Source organism: Thiopseudomonas alkaliphila, from assembly GCF_001267175.1.
In the GTDB taxonomy this organism is placed as follows: domain Bacteria; phylum Pseudomonadota; class Gammaproteobacteria; order Pseudomonadales; family Pseudomonadaceae; genus Oblitimonas; species Oblitimonas alkaliphila.
In genome coordinates this window covers 866228-889382 of sequence record NZ_CP012358.1, presented here as the reverse complement: position 1 = coordinate 889382, position 23155 = coordinate 866228, and the positions used below count along the sequence as shown (strand labels likewise).

Genomic DNA, 23155 nt, shown 5'->3' with positions numbered 1-23155 from the left:
AAAAGCTTGGATAAATAAAAAAGTCCTTGTAAAACAAATAGTTAGCAGTATAATGAGCAACATACGCACTCATAGCTCAGCTGGATAGAGTACTCGGCTACGAACCGAGCGGTCGGAGGTTCGAATCCTCCTGAGTGCGCCATATTAGCTTCAAGCGTTAGTGCTGAGGCAAGCAGAAGTGAACTGTAAATCACACCGATCCGCACTCATAGCTCAGCTGGATAGAGTACTCGGCTACGAACCGAGCGGTCGGAGGTTCGAATCCTCCTGAGTGCGCCATATAAAAAAGCTTGCTTTATGCAAGCTTTTTTTTTGCCTGTAATTCTTGTTTGTCATCAAGCAGACGTGTCTTAGGGATAACTTAGGTAAAATTACCATTACACTAAATAAAACTCACTAGCAATAAGCTAAACCCCGTAGAATGATCGGGTTATTGCTAAAAATGAGGGAGAGCCTTTATGTCAAGTGCCAGTGCTGCAGAAGTCATCATTAAACCCCAAGACCGTTTACAGGAACGGTTTTCCCAGGTCATTGAATTACTGAAACAGCATCGACTTTTAGAAGAGTCGTTAGCACCTGAGCATAAACATGCTTTTCTTGAAGAATCCCTGCCGATTTTATCGTTACAGAAAAAACTCAGCGAGTTACACCCAGCCGATATTGCCTATATTCTCGAAGGTTTACCCTTAGAAGAGCGGTTGTTGGTATGGCAGCTAGTACGCACGGAAAATGATGGCGATATTCTGTTGGAAGTGTCCGATGCCGTGCGTGAAACGTTGCTGGCAGACATGGATAACCATGAGATTTTAGCTGCGGCCAAAGAGCTCGATGCCGATGAGTTGGCTGACTTAGCGCCTGAGCTGCCTAAAGAAGTAGTGCATGAGTTGCTTGAGACCTTAGATGATCAGCAACGTGATCGCGTGCGTGCAGCTTTGTCCTACGAAGAAGATCAGGTTGGTGCGATCATGGACTTTGAGATGATCACCATTCGAGAAAATGTCGCGCTAGAGGTAGTGCTGCGTTATCTGCGTCATTTGCAGGAGCTGCCAGATCATACCGACAAGCTGTTTGTAGTCGATAAAGAAGGGGTGCTGCAAGGTATTTTGCCGATTAAACGGCTGCTGGTAAATGATCCAGACAAGCTGGTTTCTGAGGTAATGGCAGATGATCCTGTGTCATTTCGCCCGGAAGAGGATAGCAATGAAGCAGCCCAGGCTTTTGAGCGCTATGACTTAGTATCGGCGCCGGTAGTCACTGAAGAAGGACGTTTAATTGGGCGCCTGACTGTCGATGAAATTGTCGACTTTATTCGTGAGGAAAGTGAAAGTGAGGCTTTAAGTCGGGCAGGGTTGCGTGAAGAGGAGGATATTTTTGCCTCGGTATGGCGCTCGATCAGAAACCGCTGGGCATGGTTGGCCGTTAACTTGGTGACGGCATTTGTCGCATCACGGGTGATTGGCTTATTTGAGGGATCAATCGAAAAGTTAGTAGCACTAGCGGCTTTAATGCCAATTGTGGCTGGAATTGGCGGAAACTCAGGCAACCAAACCATTACCATGATTGTGCGTGCGATGGCGTTAGATCAGGTTAGTACAGGCAATACCACACGCTTATTACGTAAAGAGCTTACGGTAGCACTCATTAATGGCCTGATTTGGGGAGGTGTGGTTGGCATTGTCGCTTGGCAACTCTATGGTAGCTGGTCCTTAGGGGCGGTTATGGTAGGCGCCATGACACTTAACTTGCTGTTAGCTGCCTTAATGGGCGTATTAATTCCTATGACCTTAGTTCGTTTAGGAAAGGATCCGGCGATGGGGTCGAGTGTCATGATTACGGCGATGACCGATAGTGGTGGGTTCTTTATCTTCCTTGGGCTAGCGACTATTTTCCTCCTCTAGGAAAACATAATATTTGCTTAGTTAACCCTATTTAGGCTACTGTTTCGCACCAAATATTGATGTTAAGCAGTATTAAATAGGGCTAACTGCTTAAAGTAAGCCAGAATTTTGCTAACCAAGGAGTGCTTATGTCGCCCCATAACCTGTTGCTTGAAGGTGTTGAGCTCATGCTATTTGGCATGGGCTTTGTGTTTGTTTTTTTAATACTATTGATTGGCTGTATTAAAGTGCTTTCTGCAGTACTTGAGCGCTTTACCCCTCCTGCAACTCCCACTCCTGTGGCAACCCCTAAACCTATTATTCTATCTGACCAACTTGAACCTGCTGTGTTACAAGCGATTGAACTGGCTATTAAACAGCATCGCGCGCGTCGCAGTTAATCTGGAGCTTCACTCATGACTATAAAAAAACCACTTGGGATTACAGATGTGGTGCTGCGTGATGCGCATCAATCGATTCTGGCTACCCGTGTTCGTTTAGAGGATATGCTGCCCATTGCAGAGAAACTTGACCAGGTTGGATTTTGGTCAGTTGAGTCTTGGGGAGGGGCGACCTTTGACTCCTGTATTCGTTATCTGGGTGAAGATCCATGGCAGCGCATTCGCGCGCTTAAAAAAGCCATGCCTAATACACCACAGCAAATGTTGTTACGCGGGCAAAACCTTTTAGGTTATCGTCACTACGCAGATGATGTGGTGGATAAGTTCGTAGAGCGTGCGGCCTATAATGGGGTAGATGTGTTTCGCGTATTTGATGCGATGAATGACCCGCGCAACTTACAGCAAGCACTTAAAGCGGTTAAAGCTAACGGCAAACATGCACAGGGTACAATTTCCTATACCACCAGTGAGGTTCATACACTACAAATGTGGGTGGATCTGGCTAAGCAAATTGAGGATATGGGCGCTGACTCGATTGCTATTAAAGATATGGCGGGTATTTTAACGCCTTATGTGGCCTATGATTTGGTCAGCCAGCTAAAGCAACAGCTGTCAATTCCAATTCATATGCAGTGTCATGCTACGGCAGGATTGTCAACAGCGGCGATTATGAAAGCAGTGGAAGCCGGTATTGATAACGTAGATACCTCGATTTCATCATTTTCTATGACTTATGGTCATTCGCCGACTGAGTCAGTAGTGGCGATGTTCCAGGGCACCGAACATGATACGGGGCTTAACCTAACCCTCTTAGAAGAAATTGCAGCGTATTTCCGCGAAGTGCGGAAAAAGTATGCCAAGTTTGAAGGTAACTTGCGTGGTGTTGACTCGCGTATTCTAGTTGCGCAAGTTCCAGGCGGTATGTTAACCAATATGGAAAACCAGCTCAAAGAGCAGGGTGCCAGTGATAAGTTTGATGAGGTATTAGCTGAAATTCCACGGGTGCGTGAAGATTTAGGCTTTATTCCCTTGGTGACTCCGACCTCGCAAATTGTCGGTACCCAGGCGGTGATTAACGTGTTGACTGGTGAGCGCTATAAGTCGATTACCAAAGAAACTGCTGGGGTACTTAAAGGCGAGTATGGTGCCGCACCAGCGCCGTTCAACGCAGAACTGCAACAGCGTGTGCTTGAGGGGGCAGAAGCCATTACTTGCCGTCCAGCTGATTTGCTTGAGCCAGAAATGGATAAGTTAACAGCAGAGCTGCAACAGCTGGCTAAAGACCATAACTTTAGCTTAGCGGATGATGCAATTGATGATGTCTTGACCTATGCGCTATTCCCGCAGATTGGTTTGAAGTTCTTAGAAAACCGTAACAATCCAAACGCTTTTGAACCGGTACCGACGGGGAACGAGCGCCTGCAAGAAACCTCAGGCCCTGAAGCTTACACCGTTGAGGTCAATGGCCAGTCCTATGTGGTTCAGGTCTCTGAAGGGGGGGATTTGGAAGGCATTAAGCCCATTGGTGGAGCTACTGCGGTAACCAGTGGAGCTGCTGCTCCGGTGGTTGGTAGTGGTGATCCTCAAGGCGCGCCTTTGGCGGGAAATATTTTCAAAGTATTGGTGCAGCCAGGTCAGGCGGTTGAAGAAGGCGAAGTGTTAATCATTTTAGAAGCCATGAAAATGGAAACTGAAATTCGCGCCTTCCGTAGCGGGACCATCGCCAGTGTCGATGTCAAAGTGGGCGATGCGGTAGCCGTTGGCGACTGCTTGCTTAGTATTAGCTGAGGTTATTCATAATGGAAAAACTGTTAGTACTTTGGCAGAGCACGGGGCTATACCAGCTACAGGCTGGCCAGGCATTAATGATTGCAGTGTGCGCGGTGCTAATTTTTTTAGCGATTCGCAAAGGCTTTGAGCCGTTACTGCTAATCCCCATTGGTTTTGGTGGAATTTTAGCCAATATTCCAGTGGCTGATATGGCCGGGGCTGCGGGCTTGCTGGGCATGCTTTATGAAGTAGGCTTACCGACCAGCGTCTTCCCGCTGTTAATTTTTATGGGAGTGGGCGCCATGACGGACTTTGGTCCGATGCTGGCTAACCCTAAAACCCTATTATTAGGAGCGGCCGCCCAGTTTGGTATTTTTGGTACCTTGCTAGGCGCCCTAGCGCTGACCACTTTAGGCATTCCTGGGTTAGAGTTTACCATCAAGGAAGCGGCTTCGATTGCGATTATTGGGGGAGCCGATGGCCCTACCTCAATTTTTGTTACCTCAAGGCTAGCACCTGATTTACTCGGCCCAATTGCGGTTGCTGCTTACTCCTATATGGCGTTAGTGCCTTTAATTCAGCCACCAATTATGCGCGCTCTGACCACCAAAGAAGAGCGTTCCATCGTGATGACGCAATTACGCCATGTGAGCCAAGCGGAAAAAATCATTTTCCCGATTGTGCTGTGCTTGTTAGTGGGCTTATTGCTGCCAGACGCGGCGCCTTTAGTGGGGATGTTTGCCTTTGGTAACTTAATGCGCGAAAGCGGAGTTGTTGAGCGCTTAGTTGATACCACGCGTAATGCGTTGATCAATATTGTAACCATTGCTCTTGGCTTAACCGTAGGTTCCAAGCTGTCGGCCGATGCATTCTTGCAAATGAAAACCTTGGGTATTTTAGTGCTAGGCATGGTCGCCTTTAGTGCGGGGACTGCCTCCGGCTTGATCATGGCAAAAATCATGAACAAGTTCAGTAAGCACAAGGTCAACCCGTTAATTGGTTCGGCGGGTGTCTCGGCGGTACCTATGGCCGCGCGGGTGGCGAATAAAGTGGGCTTGGAAGCTAATCCACAAAACTTCTTGCTGATGCATGCCATGGGGCCCAACGTAGCAGGGGTTATTGGCTCAGCGGTCGCGGCGGGGGTGCTGCTAAGCTTTGTTGGCTAAACAACCTTAGTTTGCCAAAAAGCCTTTAACCTAACTGGGTTAAAGGCTTTTTTTATGGCTGTGAATGAGCCAGTTCGGCAAGACGTTTGGCTTCTAAAGCAATCGCTTTGGCTTCAGCGGCATCATTTTCAGCCTGAACTAGGCGTGCGTTGATATCGGTTGGATAAACACTGCAGCCGACAATTTGTAGACTCAGTAGCATTAGGAGCAAAAGGCGAAAAGGGGACATAAACAAACCGAATTACTTGCCGTTAATAAGTGGTCAGTATAACACTGAGTGATGATTTGGCTTCACTCATTGATAAAGCATTCATTGGTTAATCAAGAAGGTTGGAGATGATTGCACTAATTGTAGGAGTTGGGCTGTTTTTTAGCTTGTTAGCAGGTGGTGCTAATCAATCAACAGTGATTAATGCAGCTACACCAGAAGTGGCGGCCAAAAAATAGGTGTCAGGTCACTGCTAAAGCTTATGTGGTGTTGACCTCATTGACAACCGGGCCGCAGGTAACGATTAAGTTTTTAGCGAACTAGCTGCGCGCTAACTACTAAATAAACAGTATCTATATGGTTTATAGTTATAACGGTTAGAGAAATAACTGCATTCTTAGTGTAGGGTGATATGCTGAAGCGCTTAATTAATTTGTATAAGGACACTCACTATGGGTCATGTATTTGCTAATAATGCCCAATCAATCGGGCACACTCCGCTGGTTCAAATTAATCGCCTAGGCCCTAAAGGCGTTACTCTTTTAGCGAAGATTGAATCACGTAACCCTGCAGGTTCGGTAAAGTGTCGAGTTGGAGCTAATATGGTGGCTCAAGCTGAACGTGATGGCTTGCTAAAGCCTGGTGTGACCTTAGTTGAGCCAACTTCAGGTAATACCGGAATTGGTTTGGCTTTTGTGGCAGCCGCTAAAGGTTATCGATTAATTTTAACTATGCCTGCTTCGATGAGTCTCGAGCGGCGTAAAGTACTCAAAGCGCTCGGTGCTGAACTGGTGTTAACTGAGCCAGCAAAAGGAATGAAAGGGGCGATTGATAAAGCTAACGAAATTGTGGCACAAGACCCTGCCAATTATGTATTATTGCAACAGTTTGATAACCCAGCGAATCCCGCGATTCATGAAGCGACAACAGGCCCTGAAATTTGGCAGGACACCAATGGCGCAATTGATGTGTTGGTAAGTGGGGTTGGTACAGGTGGCACCCTGACCGGAATTTCTCGCTATATCAAACAGACTTGCGGTAAGCCTATTTTGAGTGTGGCTGTTGAGCCTGTGGAGTCACCTATCATTAGTCAAGCGTTAGCGGGCGAAGAGTTAGAGCCAGCACCACATAAACTACAAGGCATTGGCGCAGGATTTATTCCAAAGAACCTTGATTTAAGCTTGGTTGATCAAGTGAAAACCATCACTGCAGAGGACGCTAAGCAAACGGCGCTACGTTTGATGCAAGAAGAAGGCATCTTATGTGGTATTTCTAGCGGTGCGGCTATGGCTGCAGCATTGCAATTGGCTGAGCAGCCTGAAATGCAAGGTAAAACCTTAGTAGTGATTATTCCTGATTCAGGCGAGCGTTATTTATCTAGCATGCTGTTTGATGATTTATTTACTCAGCAAGAATTACAACAGTAACGCAGCATAAGTTTGATAACGACTGATGCTAAGCCCAGGCTAAATAATAGCTTGGGCTTTTTTATGGCTCTTGTTTGCTTTGTTTAGCCAGCTGTTCGCGTAATTCGCGAGCCCTTTTTTGCTTGCGTAAACGCCGATTCCACGAACGGCTGACCCACCAGCGCCAGTACATCAGAGTACCTACGTAGCCAATAATAGCGGCTAAGACAGCGGCCACAAATGAACCTAAATACAGCGGTTGCCAGTGGGTGGCGGCAACCTCAAAGGTCCAAGCTAAGGTGATTTTATCCGGTAGCTGAATAGCCGGTGTGCCTAACAGCCAAGTACCTAATTTGTAGCAACCATAAAAAATCGGCGGCATAGTAATGGGGTTGGTTAGCCAGACCAAACCAATCGAAACTGGAAGGTTAGCACGTAAGGGAATAGCCACGAGTGCTGCAGCAAGCATTTGCATGGGCATTGGAATGAGGGCCCAAAATAACCCCACGGCTACGGCACGGGCAATAGAGTGGCGATTAAGGTGCCATAGGTTTGCGTCCTGCAATAAAGTGCCGAGAAAACGTAAAGACTTATTGTTTTTGATGCGCTCAGGATCAGGAGTCAAGCGTTTAATAAATTGGCGTGGCATTTACACTCTCTAAACGACCTAGCACAGCGTGCTAGGCCCAAATAAAAAACAGTTAAATCATAGCTGAAATCAACTGTCTATATTCTGTCAGCCCAGCAAATTACTGTAACAAACCGTGTAGCAACTACACTTAGTAGGGGACTAACTGAATCGGCTGAGTAAAAGTCTAACAGGTTACGCTTAGTTGTCCTAAAAGTCACAGGAGGCGACTGAAATGGGCTACTTTTTATTTGCTTGGGTGCTTGGCATCATCAGCGCGCTTTATTGGCCAATAATGGATAATTGGTTACTGTTTAGCATCGTTGTGCTAGGTAGTGTCGGATATTGGCTGAGCAATAAGCTGGTTTTCTTATTATTAGTAACAGCTGTAGCGGGCTTAAATTGGGCACAGTTGAACATTCAGCAGACTCTAGCTGATCAATTGTCCGCTGAATTTGATGGGCGTACGCTCTGGCTAGAGGGAGTAGTGAGCGGATTGCCTAGTACTGTGCCCGCTGGTAAGCAACAGATGACTCGCTTTGAGTTGCTACAGGCGCAGTCAAGACGTGGGCCATTACCTCAAAAGCTGCGTTTAGCTTGGTACTCTGCGCCAGAATTAGAGCCAGGGCAGCGCTGGCGTTTAGCTGTAAGCTTAAAGGCACCCTATGGCTTAAAAAATGCAGGGTTATTCGACTATGAAAAATGGCTTTTTGCCCAAGGTATCGGAGCCACTGGCACAGTTAAACAGGGGCAGCTATTAAGCCAGCAAGCTAATTACCATCGCTGGCGCTTGCAGATACAGCAAGCGCTTAAGTCGCACTTATCTGCTAATTATTCAGATGCTGTATTGGCTTTGATTTTGGGTGATGGTGCGGCGTTAAACCGCGAGCAGTGGAGTACCTTACGTGCTACTGGCACTATTCACTTGATGGTGATTTCTGGTCAACATATTAGCTTAGTCGCAGGTCTGATTTATGGCTTATTATTTACCTTAGGTCGTTTAGGCTATTGGTTTAGCGGCCGTTTGGGGTTGAGTTTAACTTGCCTATTAACAGCCATTGCTATTTTAGCTTATGCGGCCTTGGCAGGCTTTGGTGTGCCGGTTCAAAGAGCCTGTATTATGAGCTTAACTGTGCTGTTATGGCGTTGGCAATACCAGCAGTTAACAGTCTACTTACCTTTGTTGCTGGCTTTAGCAGTCATTACTGGACTGGAGCCCTTGGTTATTTACCAGTCAGGGTTTTGGTTGTCATTTTCAGCAGTAGCTATATTGGCGTGGTGCTTTAGTTATCGCCTGCGTTTAACCCGCTCTTGGAGAGGATTAATTAGAGCGCAGTTGATTGTGAGTTTAGGTTTGTTTGTAGTGTTAATTACTCAAGGGTTACCGCAAAGTCTAGTTTCACCTATAGCTAACTTGCTGGCGATCCCAGTAGTCAGCTTATGGATATTACCAATAGCTTTATTAGCAACTGGTTTTTTAGTATTCGGAATTACTGTAATTGCTGAACCATTACTTAGAGTGGCACAAATTAGTCTTGATAGTTTACTGCTAGGATTGGATTTTTTAGCCCAGTGGAACTTGCTTTGGTCGCCGTTATTGATTGAGCACAGGCCGTTGCTGCTAAGTATTACTCTTTTACTTACGATTGCTTTACTGTCACCAAGAGGACTTTTTTATAAGTCTGGCTTGAGTTTAGTGGTCTTGCCAGTATTGGTGAACCAACCGCCAAGTCTTCCGGTGGGTATGCTAAAGATGACCGTTATGGATGTTGGGCAAGGACAAGCAATTTTATTGCAAACTAAACATAAGGCTATGCTATATGACGCAGGGCCTGCGATGGGTGGAACCAACTTAGGGGAAACAATTGTACTGCCTAGTCTGCAGCTTAGGGGGATACGTGGTTTAGATCTATTGTTGATTTCTCATCAAGATCTTGATCACTCAGGCGGCGCAGTGGTATTAAAAGAACGATTGCCTATTACTCAAGTAATTAATGGTGAGCCCCAACTAGGAGAAGAAGCTTGTCAGGCACAGCAGTGGGAATGGGATCAAGTATATTTTTCGGTTTGGCAAGCGCCTCAAGCAAGCAATAGTAATGAGCGGTCTTGCGTGCTGCTTGTTAAAACACAAGAGCAAGCATTACTAATTTTAGGGGACGCAGGTATTAAAGAGGAGCAACTGTGGTTGCAGGCACATCCTAAGCAACCAATTGATTGGTTAGTGTTAGGACATCATGGTAGCAAAACATCAAGCGGCAAAGATTTTTTGAAGCAGCTAAAAGTGAGGAATGTGATAATTAGTCGAGGGAAATACAATTCGTATAACCATCCACACCCTGAAGTTTTAAAAAGCTTAGATGAGCTGGCCTTGAAAGTATATGATACGGCAATCCATGGTGCCATAGAAGTTACTTTGGCAAAAGAAGCAGCGGTAAAGCCTAGGCGACTAGCTTCTTTAGTGTCGTTACCAAATATGCAATAGGTTCACTGAAGCTAGGGTTAAGGTTACTTCCTAGCATTAGAAAAACTTAGCTGCTATCAGAGGGATGTAGCAGTTAGAAAGTAACCTGCCTAGTTTTTGAGTTTTAAAGCCACTGATTAGTTGGGGTACAAGGGAGGTTAATTAGTAAATTATTATGATTACTCTCTAAATACTCATTTGATTAACCATTGATATATTTTTTTATACTTAATAGCTCAAATACTTGAGGTCGTGTTGAATTTGTGAAGTTTGTTAACTGGTTGTATCGCGCTTGGAGTCGGCCGTATTCATGGCTCACTTTACTTAAGCCGTTAGAGTGGCTCTATCGCGGGGTAGTTAAGCGCAAGTTTAAGCGTTTTCAGCAATCGCCTGAGCTCAGTTATCAGGCGACGGTACCCGTAGTGATTGTCGGTAATATTACGGTTGGCGGGACTGGCAAAACCCCGATGATTTTATGGTTAATCGAGTATTGCAAACAGCAACAGCTATCGGTTGGGGTGATTAGTCGTGGCTACGGGGCTAAGCCACCGGCTTATCCGTGGGCCGTTTCGGCCAGTGATAGCGCCGCAATTGCAGGGGATGAACCTTTACTAATTAGCCAGCGTAGCCAAGTGCCGGTGGTGATTGATCCAGATCGGGCGCAAGCGGCTCGCTACTTAACCGAACACTATGACGTACAGTTAATTTTATCCGATGATGGGTTGCAGCATTATCGTTTAGCCCGTGACTGCGAGCTGGTACTAATTGATGGGCAGCGGCAATTGGGTAATGGCTATTGCTTACCCTGCGGTCCTTTGCGTGAGCCAGCGGAGCGGCTGAGTAGTGTTGATGCGGTGTTGTTTAATGGCGCTTGCGACTCAGCAGCCAGTTTTGCTTTTCAGGTTGAACCGGCCGCCTTTATTCACCTAAAAACCGGTGAGCGGTTTAGCCTTGATCATTTCCCACAAGGGCAGGCAGTGCATGCAGTGGCTGGGATTGGCAATCCCCAGCGTTTTTTTAATACCTTAACGGCGCTTGGCTACCAAGCAATACCCCATGCTTTTGCCGATCATGCAGTATTTACCGGCGAAGAGTTTAACTTTGCCGATGATTTACCCGTTATCATGACCGAGAAAGATGCGGTAAAATGCAGGGCTTTTGCAGCGGATAACTGGTGGTATTTAGCAGTTGACGCACGACCTACCGCCAATTTTGTGGCATGGTGGGCAGAAAAGCTGACTGAGCTTTTACAACTCCCTAAAGAGGAACAGGTCAATGGATCCAAAACTTCTTGATATTTTAGCGTGCCCCCTATGTAACAGCGGCCTTAAATATAATGCTGAAAAAAATGAATTATGGTGTAAGCAGGATGGGCTAGCTTTTCCAATTCGTGATGAAATTCCGGTGATGCTAGAAACTGAAGCCCGCACTCTCACCACCGATGAGCGTTTGGATAGTCATTCATGAGTCAGCCTTTTATTGTTGTTATTCCTGCCCGCTATGCCTCTACCCGTTTACCTGGTAAACCACTGTTAGATATTGCTGGCAAACCTATGGTGCAACATGTGTGGGAGCAAGCTAAAAAAAGCGCCGCCCAAGATGTCGTGATTGCCACCGATGATGAGCGAATTGCAGCGGCCTGTGAGCATTTTAATGCTAAGGTGGTTTTGACCCGTGCAGATCATGAGTCAGGGACTGATCGTTTAGCGGAAGTGGCTGAGCAATTAAATCTGCCAGAAGAGGCTATTGTGGTGAATGTACAAGGCGATGAGCCTTTAATTCCTGCATCTATTATTGATCAAGTGGCGATGAATTTAGCCACACATAGTGCGGCTAAAATTGCCACCTTAGCTGAGCCTATTACACAGTATGAGCAGTTGTTTAATCCCAATGTAGTAAAGGTTTCTACAAATAAACATGGCATGGCGTTAACTTTTTCCCGTGCCCCTTTACCTTGGGCGCGAGATGCTTTAGCCACAGCACCACAAGAATTGCCAAACAATGTGCACTTTAGACGGCATATCGGTATTTATGCCTATCGCGCCGGATTTTTAGCCGATTTTGTACGTTGGGGAGCTTGTGAGCTTGAACAAGTAGAAAGTCTAGAGCAACTGCGGGCACTGTGGAATGGGGTGCAAATTCATGTGGCCGACGCTCTTGCGGCACCGCCAGCAGGAGTCGATACTGAGCAAGATTTAGCACGGGTACGGGCACTGCTAGCTAAGTAAAGGTGGGAGAATTGAGATGAAAGTACTGTTTGTTTGTTTGGGAAATATTTGTCGTTCGCCAACGGCAGAAGGTATGTTCCGCCACGAGCTAGCTCAAGCGCAGCTGACGGAGCAAATCACCGTTGACTCTGCAGGTACTGCTGACTGGCACACCGGGAAAGCCCCAGATCCGCGCTCGCAAGCGGCGGCCTTAGCCCGCGGTATAGATATTTCTGCCTTACAAGCACGTCAGGTCAGTGCCGAGGACTTTCATCGCTTTGATCTGATTTTAGCTATGGATCAAAGCAATCTGGAGCATCTTAAACAAATTCAGCCAGCTGCCGCTAAAGCCGAGCTGGATTTGTATTTACAGCGTTATCAGCTGCCCTTATCTGAAGTACCCGATCCCTATTACGGAGGGGCGGAAGGATTTGAGCAGGTCCTGAATTTACTTGAGCAAGCCAGTCAAAAGCTGCTGACCGAATTAAAGGGGCGCTTGTGAGCATTGAGCTAAAACAGGACGTCAGTTTACAGGCGCTAAATACTTTGGCGATTACAGCCCAAGCAGATTACTTGATAGAGCTCACTCAAGTAAGTGATTTACCGGCAGTTTTTGCTTATGCCGAGCAGTTGCAGCGACCATTATGGGTGTTGGGCGGTGGCAGCAATTTAGTCTTAGCCGGTGATTTACCCTACCTAGTGCTTAAAGTTGCGACCCGAGGCATTGAGGTGCTAGAGGAAACCGACACAGGGATTACCCTTAAAGTGCAGGCGGGGGAAAACTGGCATGAGTTGGTACGCTGGACAGTTAAGCAGGGCTATCAAGGCTTAGAGAATTTGAGTCTAATTCCTGGCACAGTAGGCGCTGCTCCCGTACAAAATATTGGCGCTTATGGCGTAGAGCTGAAAGATTATTTGCTGGAACTCACCGCGGTTAATTTACAGACTCAGCAAGTACAGGTGTTTTCTCAAGCTCAATGTCAGTTTGCCTACCGCGATAGCCGATTTAAGCGCGAGCCTGATCAATGGCTGATTTTAGATGTCACCCTGAAGTTAGCCAAGCAGCCGCAATTGGTACTGAACTATGGAAATATCCAGGCGCTGCTGGCAGCGAAAGGTATTGAACAGCCAACTCCTTTGATAGTGAGTGATTTGGTCTGTGAGATTCGTCGCAGTAAATTACCCGATCCTCAAGTATTACCCAATACCGGTAGTTTCTTTAAAAACCCCGAAGTTAGCCAAGCCCACGCCGAGCAGTTGCGTGGTCGTTATCCGAGCTTGGTGAGTTTTCCACTGGCTAATGGCCAAGTGAAACTTGCCGCTGGCTGGTTAATTGAGCAGGCCGGCTGGAAAGGTAAACAAGTAGGAGATGCCGCAGTGCATCAGCAGCAAGCTTTGGTGTTGGTTAATAAAGGTCAAGCGACAGGCGTTGAGGTGTTGGAGTTGGCAAGACAAATTGCCGCAGATATCCAGCAACAATTTTCCGTAAGTTTAGAAATTGAGCCCAATATCTTGCCCCGTGGCGGGAGCCAGCAATAGGATTCTAGGTAATGGCGAAAACAGCGTTGCAAACGCCACTGCGTTATATTGATCGCAGCCAAGACTTAGCATTTATGCAGCACGCTTTAGCGCTTGCGAAGCAAGCAGCGGCCTTAGGTGAGGTGCCTGTTGGTGCGTTGGTGGTGGAGAATGGCGTGATTATTGGTGAAGGCTTTAATCAGCCGATTGCCCAGTCAGATCCCTCAGCCCATGCGGAAGTTATGGCAATCCGTGCGGCGGCGCAGTTTAAGCAAAATTATCGTTTGCCTGGTGCCACGCTCTATGTGACATTAGAGCCATGCACCATGTGTGCGGGATTAATTATCCATACCCGCATTCAACGGGTGGTGTTTGCTGCCCTTGAGCCAAGATCAGGTGCTGTCATAAGTCAGCAGCAGTTATTTGAGCAAAGTAGCTATAATCATAAAGTGCAGTTTGAACAGGGTCTGTTAGCAGAGTCCTCCAGTACTTTGCTCAAAGAGTTTTTTCAGGCGCGCAGGAAAAAGTAATCAACCTAAATATGGGGCATGCTTGAATATCTAAAGCCGTAGCTAAAGAGGATCAATCGATGCAACAGATGAGTTCAACAGGCACAGTGAAAGCGCTCGTTAGCGGCCTGTTTTTGCTATTAAGCAGCGGCTTGCTGATTGGCTGTGAGGAGGCCAGTCAAGCTGACTCAGCCCAAGTACCACAGGCAGCAATTAAGGCGCTAGAGGGCACAGGTAAGCAGAGCACGGAAGCTGAGGATACTGTGGTGACGATGTTTCGAGCCCAAGGCAATGAGCCATTTTGGACTGTGGAACTGGCTGAACATGAGATGCGTTTTATCACTCCAGAGCATCTAGATGGTATCGAACTAAAGGTCGATGAGCGTTTAGCCTATGCCAAAGGGGTAACTTATTCTGGGCTGTATGAAGGCCAAGAGTTTTGGTTGGATATTCGTAGCCAGCCTTGTCAAGACACCATGGTGGAGCGTGACTATGAATTTACCGCCACATTCCATTGGGCAGGGGAAGATTTATTAGGCTGCGCCTCACGCTGGGATGAGTAAAGCATTAGCCTAGCCACGTATGCTTAGTGGCTAGGCTAATAGGTTGAGTTACAGCGTGATCCGTGGAGTTGCCTTGAGCTTGACCGAGTGCTGTAGCTCACGCTCGAGATGTTGTTTTAGCTCGACTAAGTCTTGATATAAAACATTGACCTCTGAGCTGACATTGGCTTGGATAATAATATCAGCTCGTGAAAACTGGACCTGCACATTATCTAGCTGCAAGTTTTTACCGTTGATTTGTAAGGTCTTATCAAGCACCACCTGCTCAACCCGCCAGATCTGATACATATTATGGAAAGAGAAGGTGAGCGGCACAGTAATCACCGCCAAAATGGTTAAAGACAAGACCAAGCCACGGTGCGCTTTAACTAAAGGGGCATAGCCGAGTACTAAAAAAGTGACTGCCGCGGCTAAGGCAATCCCGACCAAGTTAGTTAGAAACAACAGCGCTGCACCGCTCATTACTTCCCACTCCCACCAGCCAATTCCAATACCCACGACACACAGTGGGGGTACTAAAGCGACCGCAATTGCAACGCCGGGCATGCTTTTCATAATGCTTTCGCGGGCGTGGGCATAGGCGCCGGCCACTCCGGAAAAAACGGCTACGCCTAAATCTAACAGGTTAGGATGCAAGCGCCCCGAGATTTCACCTGTGACTTTAGAAATGGGAATAATCAGTGCCAATAAGGCCGAGGTCAGCAAGGCTAAGGTAACGCCAATGCCAATAGTGGTTAGGGATTGCTTGATCAGTTGTTGCTCACTACGCAATACCCCCATTGCCAAAGAAATAATCGGTGCCATTAAGGGGGCTAAAACCATCGCGCCAATAATGACCGCCGGGCTTGAAAGAAATAAACCCAAGGTGGCGACCAGTGAGCTTAGAATCATTAAGGCTATAAAGCTGCTTTGGCTTTTGGCGTTGTCGCGTAGTTGTAAAAAAAGCTCTCGAAAGTCTTCTTCTACGGCATTGGTAAATAGCGGCAAGCGCCGTTGAATCATTGAGATGCGCTCTTCATTGTGCGGCAGATTTTCTAGTTTCAGTGTATCTTTGCCGCCCCGTTGCCCACCTTGGGCTGCAAAATACTCATCACTTAAATTGAGCTTAACCGCTTCTGGATAAAGCTCCATTTCAATGCAGTTGGCGCTCCGTGGTTGGCTATCTAGGTAGTAGGTCAGCGGTTTTTGGCTTTCAATTTTTAAGTATTGGCTGCGAATATAGCTAATCGCTTTAGGCAGCTTGGCACTGGTTTTATCTTTATGAAAGACGGCTTTTAACAAAAAAGCCAAGTAATCCATGATGGATTTAGGGGCGATTAAAATACTGGAAACTTTGCCATCTTGCACCGAGATAGAGGTGGTCAACATGCGTGCGGCGGCATTATTGACGTTGTTTTCGATGGAAATCATCCCAGTAATAGCTGTTTTCACTGGCTTATTTTGGCCCACGGTTAAGGTGATGCCAAAGGGGTGGATAGTAAATAGGTTACGTAGACTGTTAATAATCAATAGCACCGTGTATACCAAACGGCGCCAAGCCGACTGATTGCGCGCTCGATAAGCTTTACTGCTTTGATCAAGAAAGGGGGTGTCGCCGAGCATCACTGAGCCTAAGGCCGTTTCATTATTGCAGCGCAGCACGTCGACTGATTTGTTGGGCAGTTGAAAAGCTAGAGGTAAACAGTCTTCTGTTTGAGTGGGAAACATAAACCATTCATGCAGCCTGACTTGGTTTTCCAGTGGAATAATGCCCAAACTAAAATTAAGGGTTTTTGCTAGGCTAACAAGGTCAGCCATGGTTTCGTCATCTGCAAGCACCACCACATGCTCAGCAAGATCTAGCGCTCGGCCAGGAGCCGCTAAAAAATCCGCTAAAGCTATCCCCGTCAGTTTAATTTGCTGTTCACGGGCAAAGGTTTCAGCGCTGGCAACTAACGGGTGAGTTGGGCTGGGGTAAATAAGCAGAGCTGTTTCAACAAACATACAGGCACAATCCATTTAAAAGGCGACTCAATCAAGCAACAAGCGCACCATTGTAGCGTTTAGCAGAGGTTGGCGACAAAACTCAGGCATAAAAAAACCAGCGCATAGGGCACTGGTTTTTAATAGCAGCCGCTGAACTAGACTGGGAACAGCTCGCTTAGTTTCATTGCTAACATCATATCGCCTTCAGCGCGCAAGTTGCCGCTCATAAAGGCTTGCATGCCGTCGGTTTCGCCAGTAGCGATGCCTTTAAAGGTTTCGCTGTCCATGATTAAGGTTACGTTTGGCTCATCAGCATCACCTGCTTGTACATCACAGGTACCGTCTTTTACTACGAGGTAGTAGTTGCTGGCATCTTCAATATTGAACTGAAAAATTAAATCTAAACCCTGAGCGGCATCAGCGTTAAATTTAGAGGTTAGATTTTGAATAATATCTGCTGCGGACATAATGAGAATCCTTTAGTAAGTAATGATATTAGTAGCAACAAGTTAGCTTGAATTTAGCGTGGCTAGAAGAGTATGAGGAAGGTGCTAGGCTGTCAAATAAAATCATACGATTGTTTGAAAAATCATTATTTTGTCTAATCTATTTGTGACATTTTCGTGGATTTAAGCAGTGTGGCAGATAAAAACTGAACAAGTGGCAAGGCTCACGTATCATGGTCGGCTGTTTACCTTGAACTAGGAAGTAATATGGCCTTCGTGTACGAATATTTAGTTTTTTTAGCTAAGGTTGGCACCTTGTTGTTAGCCTTGGTCTTGCTCTTGTCGTTAGTGCTAGGTGCCCGCGGGCGAGGACGTGGCGAAGCGCAAGGTGAGTTAGAAGTGATTAGTTTTAATGAGCACCTTGAAGACTTACAAGATACCCTTGAGCACGAAGTGCTTGATAAGGATGAGCTCAAGCGCAAGCATAAGCAGCTCGCCAAACAAGAGAAAACAGCGAAAAAACAAGCCAAAGCCAACACTCAAGCCAGCACTGGCACTGCGCGGGTGTTTGTCATGGACTTTGATGGTGATATTAAAGCCTCAGACACTGATAATTTACGTGAAATGATTACCGCAGCGCTGACCATTGCAACAGAGCAAGATGAAATTGTGCTGCGTTTAGAAAGTGCTGGTGGCATGGTGCACAGTTATGGTTTAGCGGCTTCCCAGCTGGCACGAATTAAGCAAGCAGGCGTGCCTTTAACCATTTGTGTCGATAAGGTAGCGGCCAGTGGTGGCTATATGATGGCCTGTATTGGTGACCGTATTTTATCAGCCCCTTTTGCGATCTTAGGCTCGATTGGCGTGGTGGCTCAGGTGCCTAATATCCATCGCTTATTAAAAAAACATGATGTCGATGTGGAGCTATTAACTGCCGGCAAGTATAAGCGTACGCTGACCATGCTAGGAGAAAATACTGAAGAAGGGCGGCAGAAGTTCGTTGAAGAGCTAGAGGTCACCCATCAACTATTTAAGCGCTTTGTCAGCGATTATCGCCCGAGCCTTGATATTGAGCAAATTGCTACCGGTGAAACTTGGCTAGGGCTAGATGCCAAGCTGCTGAATTTAGTGGATGAGGTGATGACCAGTGAAGAGTATTTGGTCACGCAAGCAAAAGAAAAATCGGTGTATTTGTTGCGTTTTACTCGCAAACAAAAGCTGGCACAGAAATTAGGGGTAGCTGCTTGCAGCGTGTTTGATACACTTTGGAGCAAGCTACTCAAACTTAATCAAGAGCAACGCAGCGGGCAATAGCTGCTGACTAAGGAGTTATTATGAAGCACTTTAAGGCGTTATGGGTTACTGAAACCCCTGAATTTAAGCAGCAAATTATCGAGCGTTCAGTAGCCGACTTACCTGAGGGCGAGCTGCTGATTAAGGTGGAATACTCCTGTTTAAACTATAAAGATGCGTTGTCGGCTTCGGGGAATCGTGGGGTGACCAAGCATTATCCCCATACACCCGGGATTGATGCCGCAGGTACAGTGGTTGAATCCAGTGTGGCCGATTTTCAGCCAGGCACCGAAGTGATTGTGACTGGTTATGATTTAGGGATGAATACTGCGGGTGGCTTAGCTGGTTATATTCGGGTGCCAGCAGCGTGGGCGATTAAACGCCCTGTGGGTTTAACCGCGCAGCAGGCAATGAGTTATGGCACTGCTGGACTAACGGCTGGATTATGTATTAATAAGCTCTTAAAAGCCGGTTTAATGCCTGAGCAGGGCACTGTATTAGTTACAGGTGCTACGGGTGGCGTTGGTAGCATTGCAGTGGCGTTATTGAGTAAATTGGGCTTTAAAGTAGCTGCGGTCACAGGTAAAGCAGAGCAGGCAGAGTGGTTGCAAAGCTTAGGGGCAGAGCAGGTGCTTAGTCGCGAACAGCTGGCTGAAGGGCTAAATAAGCCATTACTTCGCCCGCTCTGGGCTGGAGTGGTGGATACCGTAGGTGGTGATCTGTTGTTTAATGCGATTAAAGCCCTGAACTACGGTGCAAGTGCAGCCTGCTGTGGCTTAACAGCTGGAGTTAATTTTGATGCTAGCATTTTGCCATTTATTTTACGGGGCGTGAATTTGCTGGGGGTGGACTCCGTTGAGCTACCGCTAGCAGAAAAACAAGCGGTATGGGATAAGTTAGCTACGGAGTGGAGTGTGCCTGCTTTAGAGCAACTGGTCACTGAAATTAGCTTAGAGCAAGTGCCAGCGGCGATTAGTCAAATTTTATCAGGGCTACATACCGGGCGGATGTTGGTGAAGTTGGCCGATCATTAAGTGCGGTCAGTTTGGCTAAAGCAAGGGGCGAGTGATGTTGAGTCACTCGCCCTTTTTTATGCTTAAGTTTTTGGCAGGCAGTGCTTTAGACGTTAAATCTAAAGTGCATTACATCGCCATCTTTAACGATGTATTCCTTGCCTTCTAGACGCCATTTACCGGCTTCTTTAGCACCGGCTTCGCCTTGGTACTGAATGAAGTCGTCGTAGCTGATCACTTCGGCGCGAATAAAGCCTTTTTCAAAGTCAGTATGAATCGCCGCCGCCGCGCGGGGCGCAGTAGCGCCTACTTTAGTGGTCCAGGCGCGTACTTCTTTAACCCCGGCGGTAAAGTAGGTTTGTAGATCGAGCAGCTGATAGCCAGCGCGAATCACACGATTTAAGCCGGGCTCTTCAAGGCCGAGCGCTTCTAAGAACATATCTTTTTCTTCGCCGTCTTCAAGCTCGGCAATTTCGGCTTCAATTTTATTGCACACTGGCACTACTACAGCGCCTTCTGCCTCAGCAATGGCGCGTACAGTGTCTAGGTGCGGGTTATTCTCAAAGCCATCTTCCGCTACGTTGGCAATGTACATAACCGGTTTACTGGTTAGTAAGTGAAAGCCGCGCACAATACGTTTTTCTTCATCGCTTAAGTCTTTGATTAGGCTACGCGCTGGCTTGCCATCGGTAAAGTGTGCTTGTAGCTGTTCTAGCAGGGCTTTTTGCGCTACTGCATCCTTATCACCGCCTTTAGCTGTGCGGACCACTTTTTGCAGTTGTTTTTCAACGCTATCGAGGTCAGCAAAAATGAGTTCAAGGTCAATGATTTCAATGTCGCGCTTAGGGTCAACGCTGTTGGAGACGTGGATAATGTTATCGTCTTCAAAGCAGCGCACCACATGGGCGATGGCATCAGTCTCGCGGATATTAGCTAAAAACTTGTTACCTAGACCTTCACCTTTAGAGGCGCCGGCAACTAACCCAGCAATATCAACAAACTCCATGGTGGTGGGCAGGACACGCTCGGGCTTAACAATTTCAGCTAAGGCGCTGAGGCGCGGATCTGGCATTGGCACTACACCGCTGTTAGGCTCAATGGTACAGAAGGGGAAGTTTTCGGCAGCAATGCCTGATTTAGTTAATGCATTAAATAAAGTGGATTTACCAACGTTTGGTAATCCAACGATGCCACAATTAAATCCCATAATGGGTCCCTCGGGAAAAGTCAGGCCTTTTGGCTGTGCAGCTGTTGCATAGCGCGCGACAGGTTGCCGTCAAGAAGATCTGGCAGCACGCCAAGGGCAAAATCAATACTGGATGCTAATTGCTCTTGTTCAGTACGTGGAGCACGACTGAGTACATAGTTGCTTACTTGGCTGCTATGGCCAGGGTGGCCAATGCCTAAGCGTAAGCGGAGGAAATTATTTTGGTTGCCAAGGCTGGCGATAATATCACGTAGTCCATTGTGACCGCCGTGACCACCACCTTGCTTGAGTTTGGCTACACCAGGCGGCATATCAAGCTCATCATGGGCGACGAGAATTTCTTCTGGCTTAATTCGAAAAAAATTTGCCAAGCTGCTCACTGCTTGTCCGCTACGATTCATATAAGTGGTAGGAATGAGCAGACGAATATCTTGGCCCTTATGGCTAAATTTAGCGGTTAAACCAAAATATTTTTTTTCAGGTGCTAAATTAACACCCATATGCCTAGCCAGTAATTCAACAAAAAGAGCCCCAGCGTTATGCCGAGTCTGGTCGTACTCTGGGCCAGGGTTACCAAGTCCAACGATCAGTTTCACAGCAGTCACAATGGGGCTCCTCTTAGATTTAGCTAAGCAAGAGAGGATTAGTCCTCTTTAGCTTCTTCAGCTGCAGGTGCTTCTTCTGCGCCTTCTACCGCTTCTTCCTCTTCTTCCTCAGCACGTGGAGGTTGAACAGTGGCGATCGGTAAATCGTTTTCGTTGGTTAATGCAACGAATTCAACACCTTTAGGCGCTGCGATTTGTGATAAGTGCAGGGTTTCGCCCACTTCAAGGTTGAGTACGTCAACTTCGATTGCTTCTGGTAAATCTTGTGGTAAGCAAGAAACTTCTAGCTCAGGGGTTGAGCGCAGTAAGTCACCACCACCTAATTTAACACCTACGCACTCTTCTTCGTTCAGGTAGTGAACCGGTACGATAGCGGTGAGTACTTGACCTGCGATTACGCGAATGAAGTCAGCGTGCATCACAAAGCCTTTAGATGGGTGACGTTGTAAGTCTTTGATCAATACCAGTTGATCTTTACCATCTAACTTTAAGGTTAAGATGCTGCTGAAAGCGGCTTCGTTTAACAGTAGTTTAGCGACTTCGCGAGTTTCTAAGCTTACAGATAAAGGAGCTTCTTCACCGCCGTAGATCACAGCAGGAATTAAGTTAGCGTTACGACGTAGGCGGCGGCTCGCACCTTTCCCTAAGTCGTTACGTGCAGTAACGTTTAGCGTAAATTCAGACATGGGTATCTCCATAAAAACACTGTCACTAAAACTTGCGACCAGTTTTTAGTGCAGGGTTGTAAAGACCAGCCAAACATCAGTTAACAGTTTGGCTGGCGGTTAAATCAGTTCGATGCTTTGTTTATGAGCGAAACATCGCGCTGATGGATTCTTCGTTACTGATACGGCGAACCGCTTCAGCGACTACTGGTGCAATATCCAGCTGGCGGATTCTACCACAGGCTTGTGCAGCTGCAGATAGTGGGATGGTATTAGTAATAACTAATTCATCTAGCTGTGAGCCGGTAATATTCTCAATTGCTCGCCCCGACAGAATCGGGTGAGTGCAGTAGGCTAATACCTTTTGCGCACCACGGTCTTTCAACGCTTGAGCTGCGGTGCATAAGGTGCCGGCCGTATCTACCATGTCATCCACCAAAATACAGGTGCGGTCTTGGACATCACCAATAATATGCATGACTTCTGATTGGTTCGCTTTAGGGCGACGCTTGTCAATAATGGCAAGGTCAACACCTAAGGATTTAGCAACAGCACGGGCACGTACCACACCACCAATATCGGGCGAAACGATCATGGTGTTTTCAAAGCGTTGGGCTTGGATATCGTCAACTAATACCGGCGAGCCGTAAATATTATCGACAGGAATATCAAAGAAACCTTGGATTTGGTCAGCGTGTAAGTCTACCGTTAACACGCGATCTACACCTACGCCGGTTAGCATATCAGCCACTACTTTGGCACTGATTGCAACTCGAGCGGAGCGTGGACGGCGGTCTTGGCGTGCATAACCGAAGTAGGGCACAACCGCAGTAATGCGCGAAGCGGAAGAACGACGGAAGGCGTCAATCATCACGATAAGCTCCATGAGGTTATCGTTAGTTGGCGCACACGTTGGCTGAATTAAGAACACGTCTTTACCACGAACGTTTTCGTTAATTTCAACGCTGACTTCACCGTCAGAGAATTTACCTACGGACACATCGCCCAAAGGAATATGTAGTTGTTGCGCGACGCGGCGCGCTAAGTCGGGGTTTGCGTTCCCCGTAAAGATCATCATCTTGGACACGCGCAGTACCTGTTACTGAGGGTGGGCCTGACGAAAAAAACCTTCGAGACTTCGCTTTCGCGAAACCTCGAAGGTTTCGTAATGTGGCAGGGGCGGCTGGATTCGAACCAACGCATGGCAGGATCAAAACCTGCTGCCTTACCGCTTGGCGACGCCCCTA

23 protein-coding genes and 3 tRNA genes are annotated in these 23155 nt (G+C 47.0%); 17 read left to right on the top strand and 9 right to left on the bottom strand.

Features of this window, described 5'->3' with window-relative positions:
- Positions 1-65 precede the first annotated feature (65 nt).
- From AKN87_RS04290 to AKN87_RS04265, 6 genes are all read left to right on the top strand, one after another.
- Positions 66-142, top strand: a tRNA-Arg gene (locus AKN87_RS04290).
- A 60-nt stretch (positions 143-202) separates the two neighbouring features.
- Positions 203-279, top strand: a tRNA-Arg gene (locus tag AKN87_RS04285).
- 179 nt (positions 280-458) lie between these two features.
- Positions 459-1898 carry a magnesium transporter gene (gene mgtE / locus AKN87_RS04280; RefSeq protein WP_053099809.1) on the top strand — a complete coding sequence of 480 codons (1440 nt, stop codon included), beginning with the start codon at positions 459-461 and terminating at the stop codon, positions 1896-1898.
- 128 nt (positions 1899-2026) lie between these two features.
- Positions 2027-2278, top strand: coding sequence for an OadG family protein (locus AKN87_RS04275; protein WP_053102587.1), 252 nt, complete (start codon positions 2027-2029; stop codon positions 2276-2278).
- A gap of 15 nt (positions 2279-2293) precedes the next feature.
- Positions 2294-4066: a sodium-extruding oxaloacetate decarboxylase subunit alpha gene (gene oadA, locus AKN87_RS04270; protein WP_053102586.1), complete on the top strand. Its 1773-nt coding sequence runs from the start codon at positions 2294-2296 to the stop codon at positions 4064-4066.
- An 11-nt stretch (positions 4067-4077) separates the two neighbouring features.
- Complete coding sequence (locus AKN87_RS04265; protein ID WP_053099806.1) at positions 4078-5214, top strand: sodium ion-translocating decarboxylase subunit beta; 1137 nt, start codon at positions 4078-4080, stop codon at positions 5212-5214.
- A 52-nt stretch (positions 5215-5266) separates the two neighbouring features.
- Here the strand turns inward: AKN87_RS04265 and AKN87_RS12295 are convergent, their stop codons facing one another.
- Positions 5267-5443 carry a hypothetical protein gene (locus tag AKN87_RS12295; RefSeq protein WP_158487661.1) on the bottom strand — a complete coding sequence of 59 codons (177 nt, stop codon included), beginning with the start codon at positions 5441-5443 and terminating at the stop codon, positions 5267-5269.
- A 431-nt stretch (positions 5444-5874) separates the two neighbouring features.
- Between AKN87_RS12295 and cysK the strand changes: the two genes are divergently transcribed.
- Positions 5875-6849 carry a cysteine synthase A gene (gene cysK, locus AKN87_RS04260; protein ID WP_053102585.1) on the top strand — a complete coding sequence of 325 codons (975 nt, stop codon included), beginning with the start codon at positions 5875-5877 and terminating at the stop codon, positions 6847-6849.
- Between the two features lie 61 nt (positions 6850-6910).
- Here cysK and AKN87_RS04255 read toward each other — a convergent pair whose 3' ends face one another.
- A complete protein-coding gene (locus AKN87_RS04255; protein ID WP_053099804.1) occupies positions 6911-7477 on the bottom strand; it encodes a DUF2062 domain-containing protein in 567 nt (188 codons plus the stop codon).
- 214 nt (positions 7478-7691) lie between these two features.
- Between AKN87_RS04255 and AKN87_RS04250 the strand changes: the two genes are divergently transcribed.
- The 8 genes from AKN87_RS04250 to AKN87_RS04215 all read left to right on the top strand — a co-directional run bounded on the left by AKN87_RS04250 (position 7692) and on the right by AKN87_RS04215 (position 14714).
- Positions 7692-9938 (top strand): DNA internalization-related competence protein ComEC/Rec2, encoded by a 2247-nt coding sequence (locus AKN87_RS04250; protein WP_053102584.1) that lies wholly within the window; start codon positions 7692-7694, stop codon positions 9936-9938.
- 242 nt (positions 9939-10180) lie between these two features.
- A complete protein-coding gene (gene lpxK / locus AKN87_RS04245; protein WP_053102583.1) occupies positions 10181-11212 on the top strand; it encodes a tetraacyldisaccharide 4'-kinase in 1032 nt (343 codons plus the stop codon).
- On the top strand, positions 11193-11384 hold the full coding sequence (locus tag AKN87_RS04240; protein WP_053099801.1) for a Trm112 family protein: 192 nt from the start codon (positions 11193-11195) through the stop codon (positions 11382-11384). Before lpxK ends, AKN87_RS04240 begins: the two co-directional genes overlap by 20 nt.
- A complete protein-coding gene (kdsB, locus tag AKN87_RS04235) occupies positions 11381-12145 on the top strand; it encodes a 3-deoxy-manno-octulosonate cytidylyltransferase (RefSeq protein WP_053102582.1) in 765 nt (254 codons plus the stop codon). Before AKN87_RS04240 ends, kdsB begins: the two co-directional genes overlap by 4 nt.
- A 16-nt stretch (positions 12146-12161) precedes the next feature.
- Positions 12162-12626: a low molecular weight protein-tyrosine-phosphatase gene (locus AKN87_RS04230; protein WP_053102581.1), complete on the top strand. Its 465-nt coding sequence runs from the start codon at positions 12162-12164 to the stop codon at positions 12624-12626.
- Complete coding sequence (gene murB / locus AKN87_RS04225; RefSeq protein WP_053099798.1) at positions 12623-13663, top strand: UDP-N-acetylmuramate dehydrogenase; 1041 nt, start codon at positions 12623-12625, stop codon at positions 13661-13663. Before AKN87_RS04230 ends, murB begins: the two co-directional genes overlap by 4 nt.
- Positions 13664-13674: 11 nt before the next feature.
- Complete coding sequence (gene tadA, locus AKN87_RS04220; protein WP_064496069.1) at positions 13675-14172, top strand: tRNA adenosine(34) deaminase TadA; 498 nt, start codon at positions 13675-13677, stop codon at positions 14170-14172.
- 59 nt (positions 14173-14231) lie between these two features.
- Entirely contained in the window at positions 14232-14714 is a 483-nt protein-coding gene (locus AKN87_RS04215) for a COG3650 family protein (protein WP_053102580.1), read from the top strand.
- A 48-nt stretch (positions 14715-14762) separates the two neighbouring features.
- Here the strand turns inward: AKN87_RS04215 and AKN87_RS04210 are convergent, their stop codons facing one another.
- Positions 14763-16697 (bottom strand): DUF389 domain-containing protein, encoded by a 1935-nt coding sequence (locus AKN87_RS04210; RefSeq protein WP_053102579.1) that lies wholly within the window; start codon positions 16695-16697, stop codon positions 14763-14765.
- A 137-nt stretch (positions 16698-16834) separates the two neighbouring features.
- Positions 16835-17149, bottom strand: coding sequence for an SCP2 sterol-binding domain-containing protein (locus AKN87_RS04205; protein WP_053099795.1), 315 nt, complete (start codon positions 17147-17149; stop codon positions 16835-16837).
- 243 nt (positions 17150-17392) lie between these two features.
- Between AKN87_RS04205 and sohB the strand changes: the two genes are divergently transcribed.
- Positions 17393-18439, top strand: a complete 1047-nt coding sequence (gene sohB / locus AKN87_RS04200; RefSeq protein ID WP_053102578.1) for a protease SohB — start codon at positions 17393-17395, stop codon at positions 18437-18439.
- 20 nt (positions 18440-18459) lie between these two features.
- Entirely contained in the window at positions 18460-19452 is a 993-nt protein-coding gene (locus AKN87_RS04195; RefSeq protein WP_053102577.1) for a YhdH/YhfP family quinone oxidoreductase, read from the top strand.
- Positions 19453-19537: 85 nt separating this feature from the next.
- Here AKN87_RS04195 and ychF read toward each other — a convergent pair whose 3' ends face one another.
- The 5 genes from ychF to AKN87_RS04170 all read right to left on the bottom strand — a co-directional run bounded on the left by ychF (position 19538) and on the right by AKN87_RS04170 (position 23154).
- The gene (gene ychF, locus AKN87_RS04190; RefSeq protein ID WP_053099792.1) at positions 19538-20638 is read right to left on the bottom strand and encodes a redox-regulated ATPase YchF; all 1101 of its coding nucleotides are present in this window, start codon (positions 20636-20638) and stop codon (positions 19538-19540) included.
- 20 nt (positions 20639-20658) lie between these two features.
- Positions 20659-21243, bottom strand: a complete 585-nt coding sequence (gene pth / locus AKN87_RS04185; protein WP_053099791.1) for an aminoacyl-tRNA hydrolase — start codon at positions 21241-21243, stop codon at positions 20659-20661.
- 38 nt (positions 21244-21281) lie between these two features.
- Entirely contained in the window at positions 21282-21929 is a 648-nt protein-coding gene (locus AKN87_RS04180) for a 50S ribosomal protein L25/general stress protein Ctc (protein ID WP_053102576.1), read from the bottom strand.
- A 121-nt stretch (positions 21930-22050) separates the two neighbouring features.
- Positions 22051-22995 carry a ribose-phosphate pyrophosphokinase gene (locus tag AKN87_RS04175; RefSeq protein ID WP_053099789.1) on the bottom strand — a complete coding sequence of 315 codons (945 nt, stop codon included), beginning with the start codon at positions 22993-22995 and terminating at the stop codon, positions 22051-22053.
- Positions 22996-23079: 84 nt separating this feature from the next.
- Positions 23080-23154 (bottom strand) — tRNA-Gln (locus tag AKN87_RS04170).
- Position 23155 lies beyond the last annotated feature (1 nt).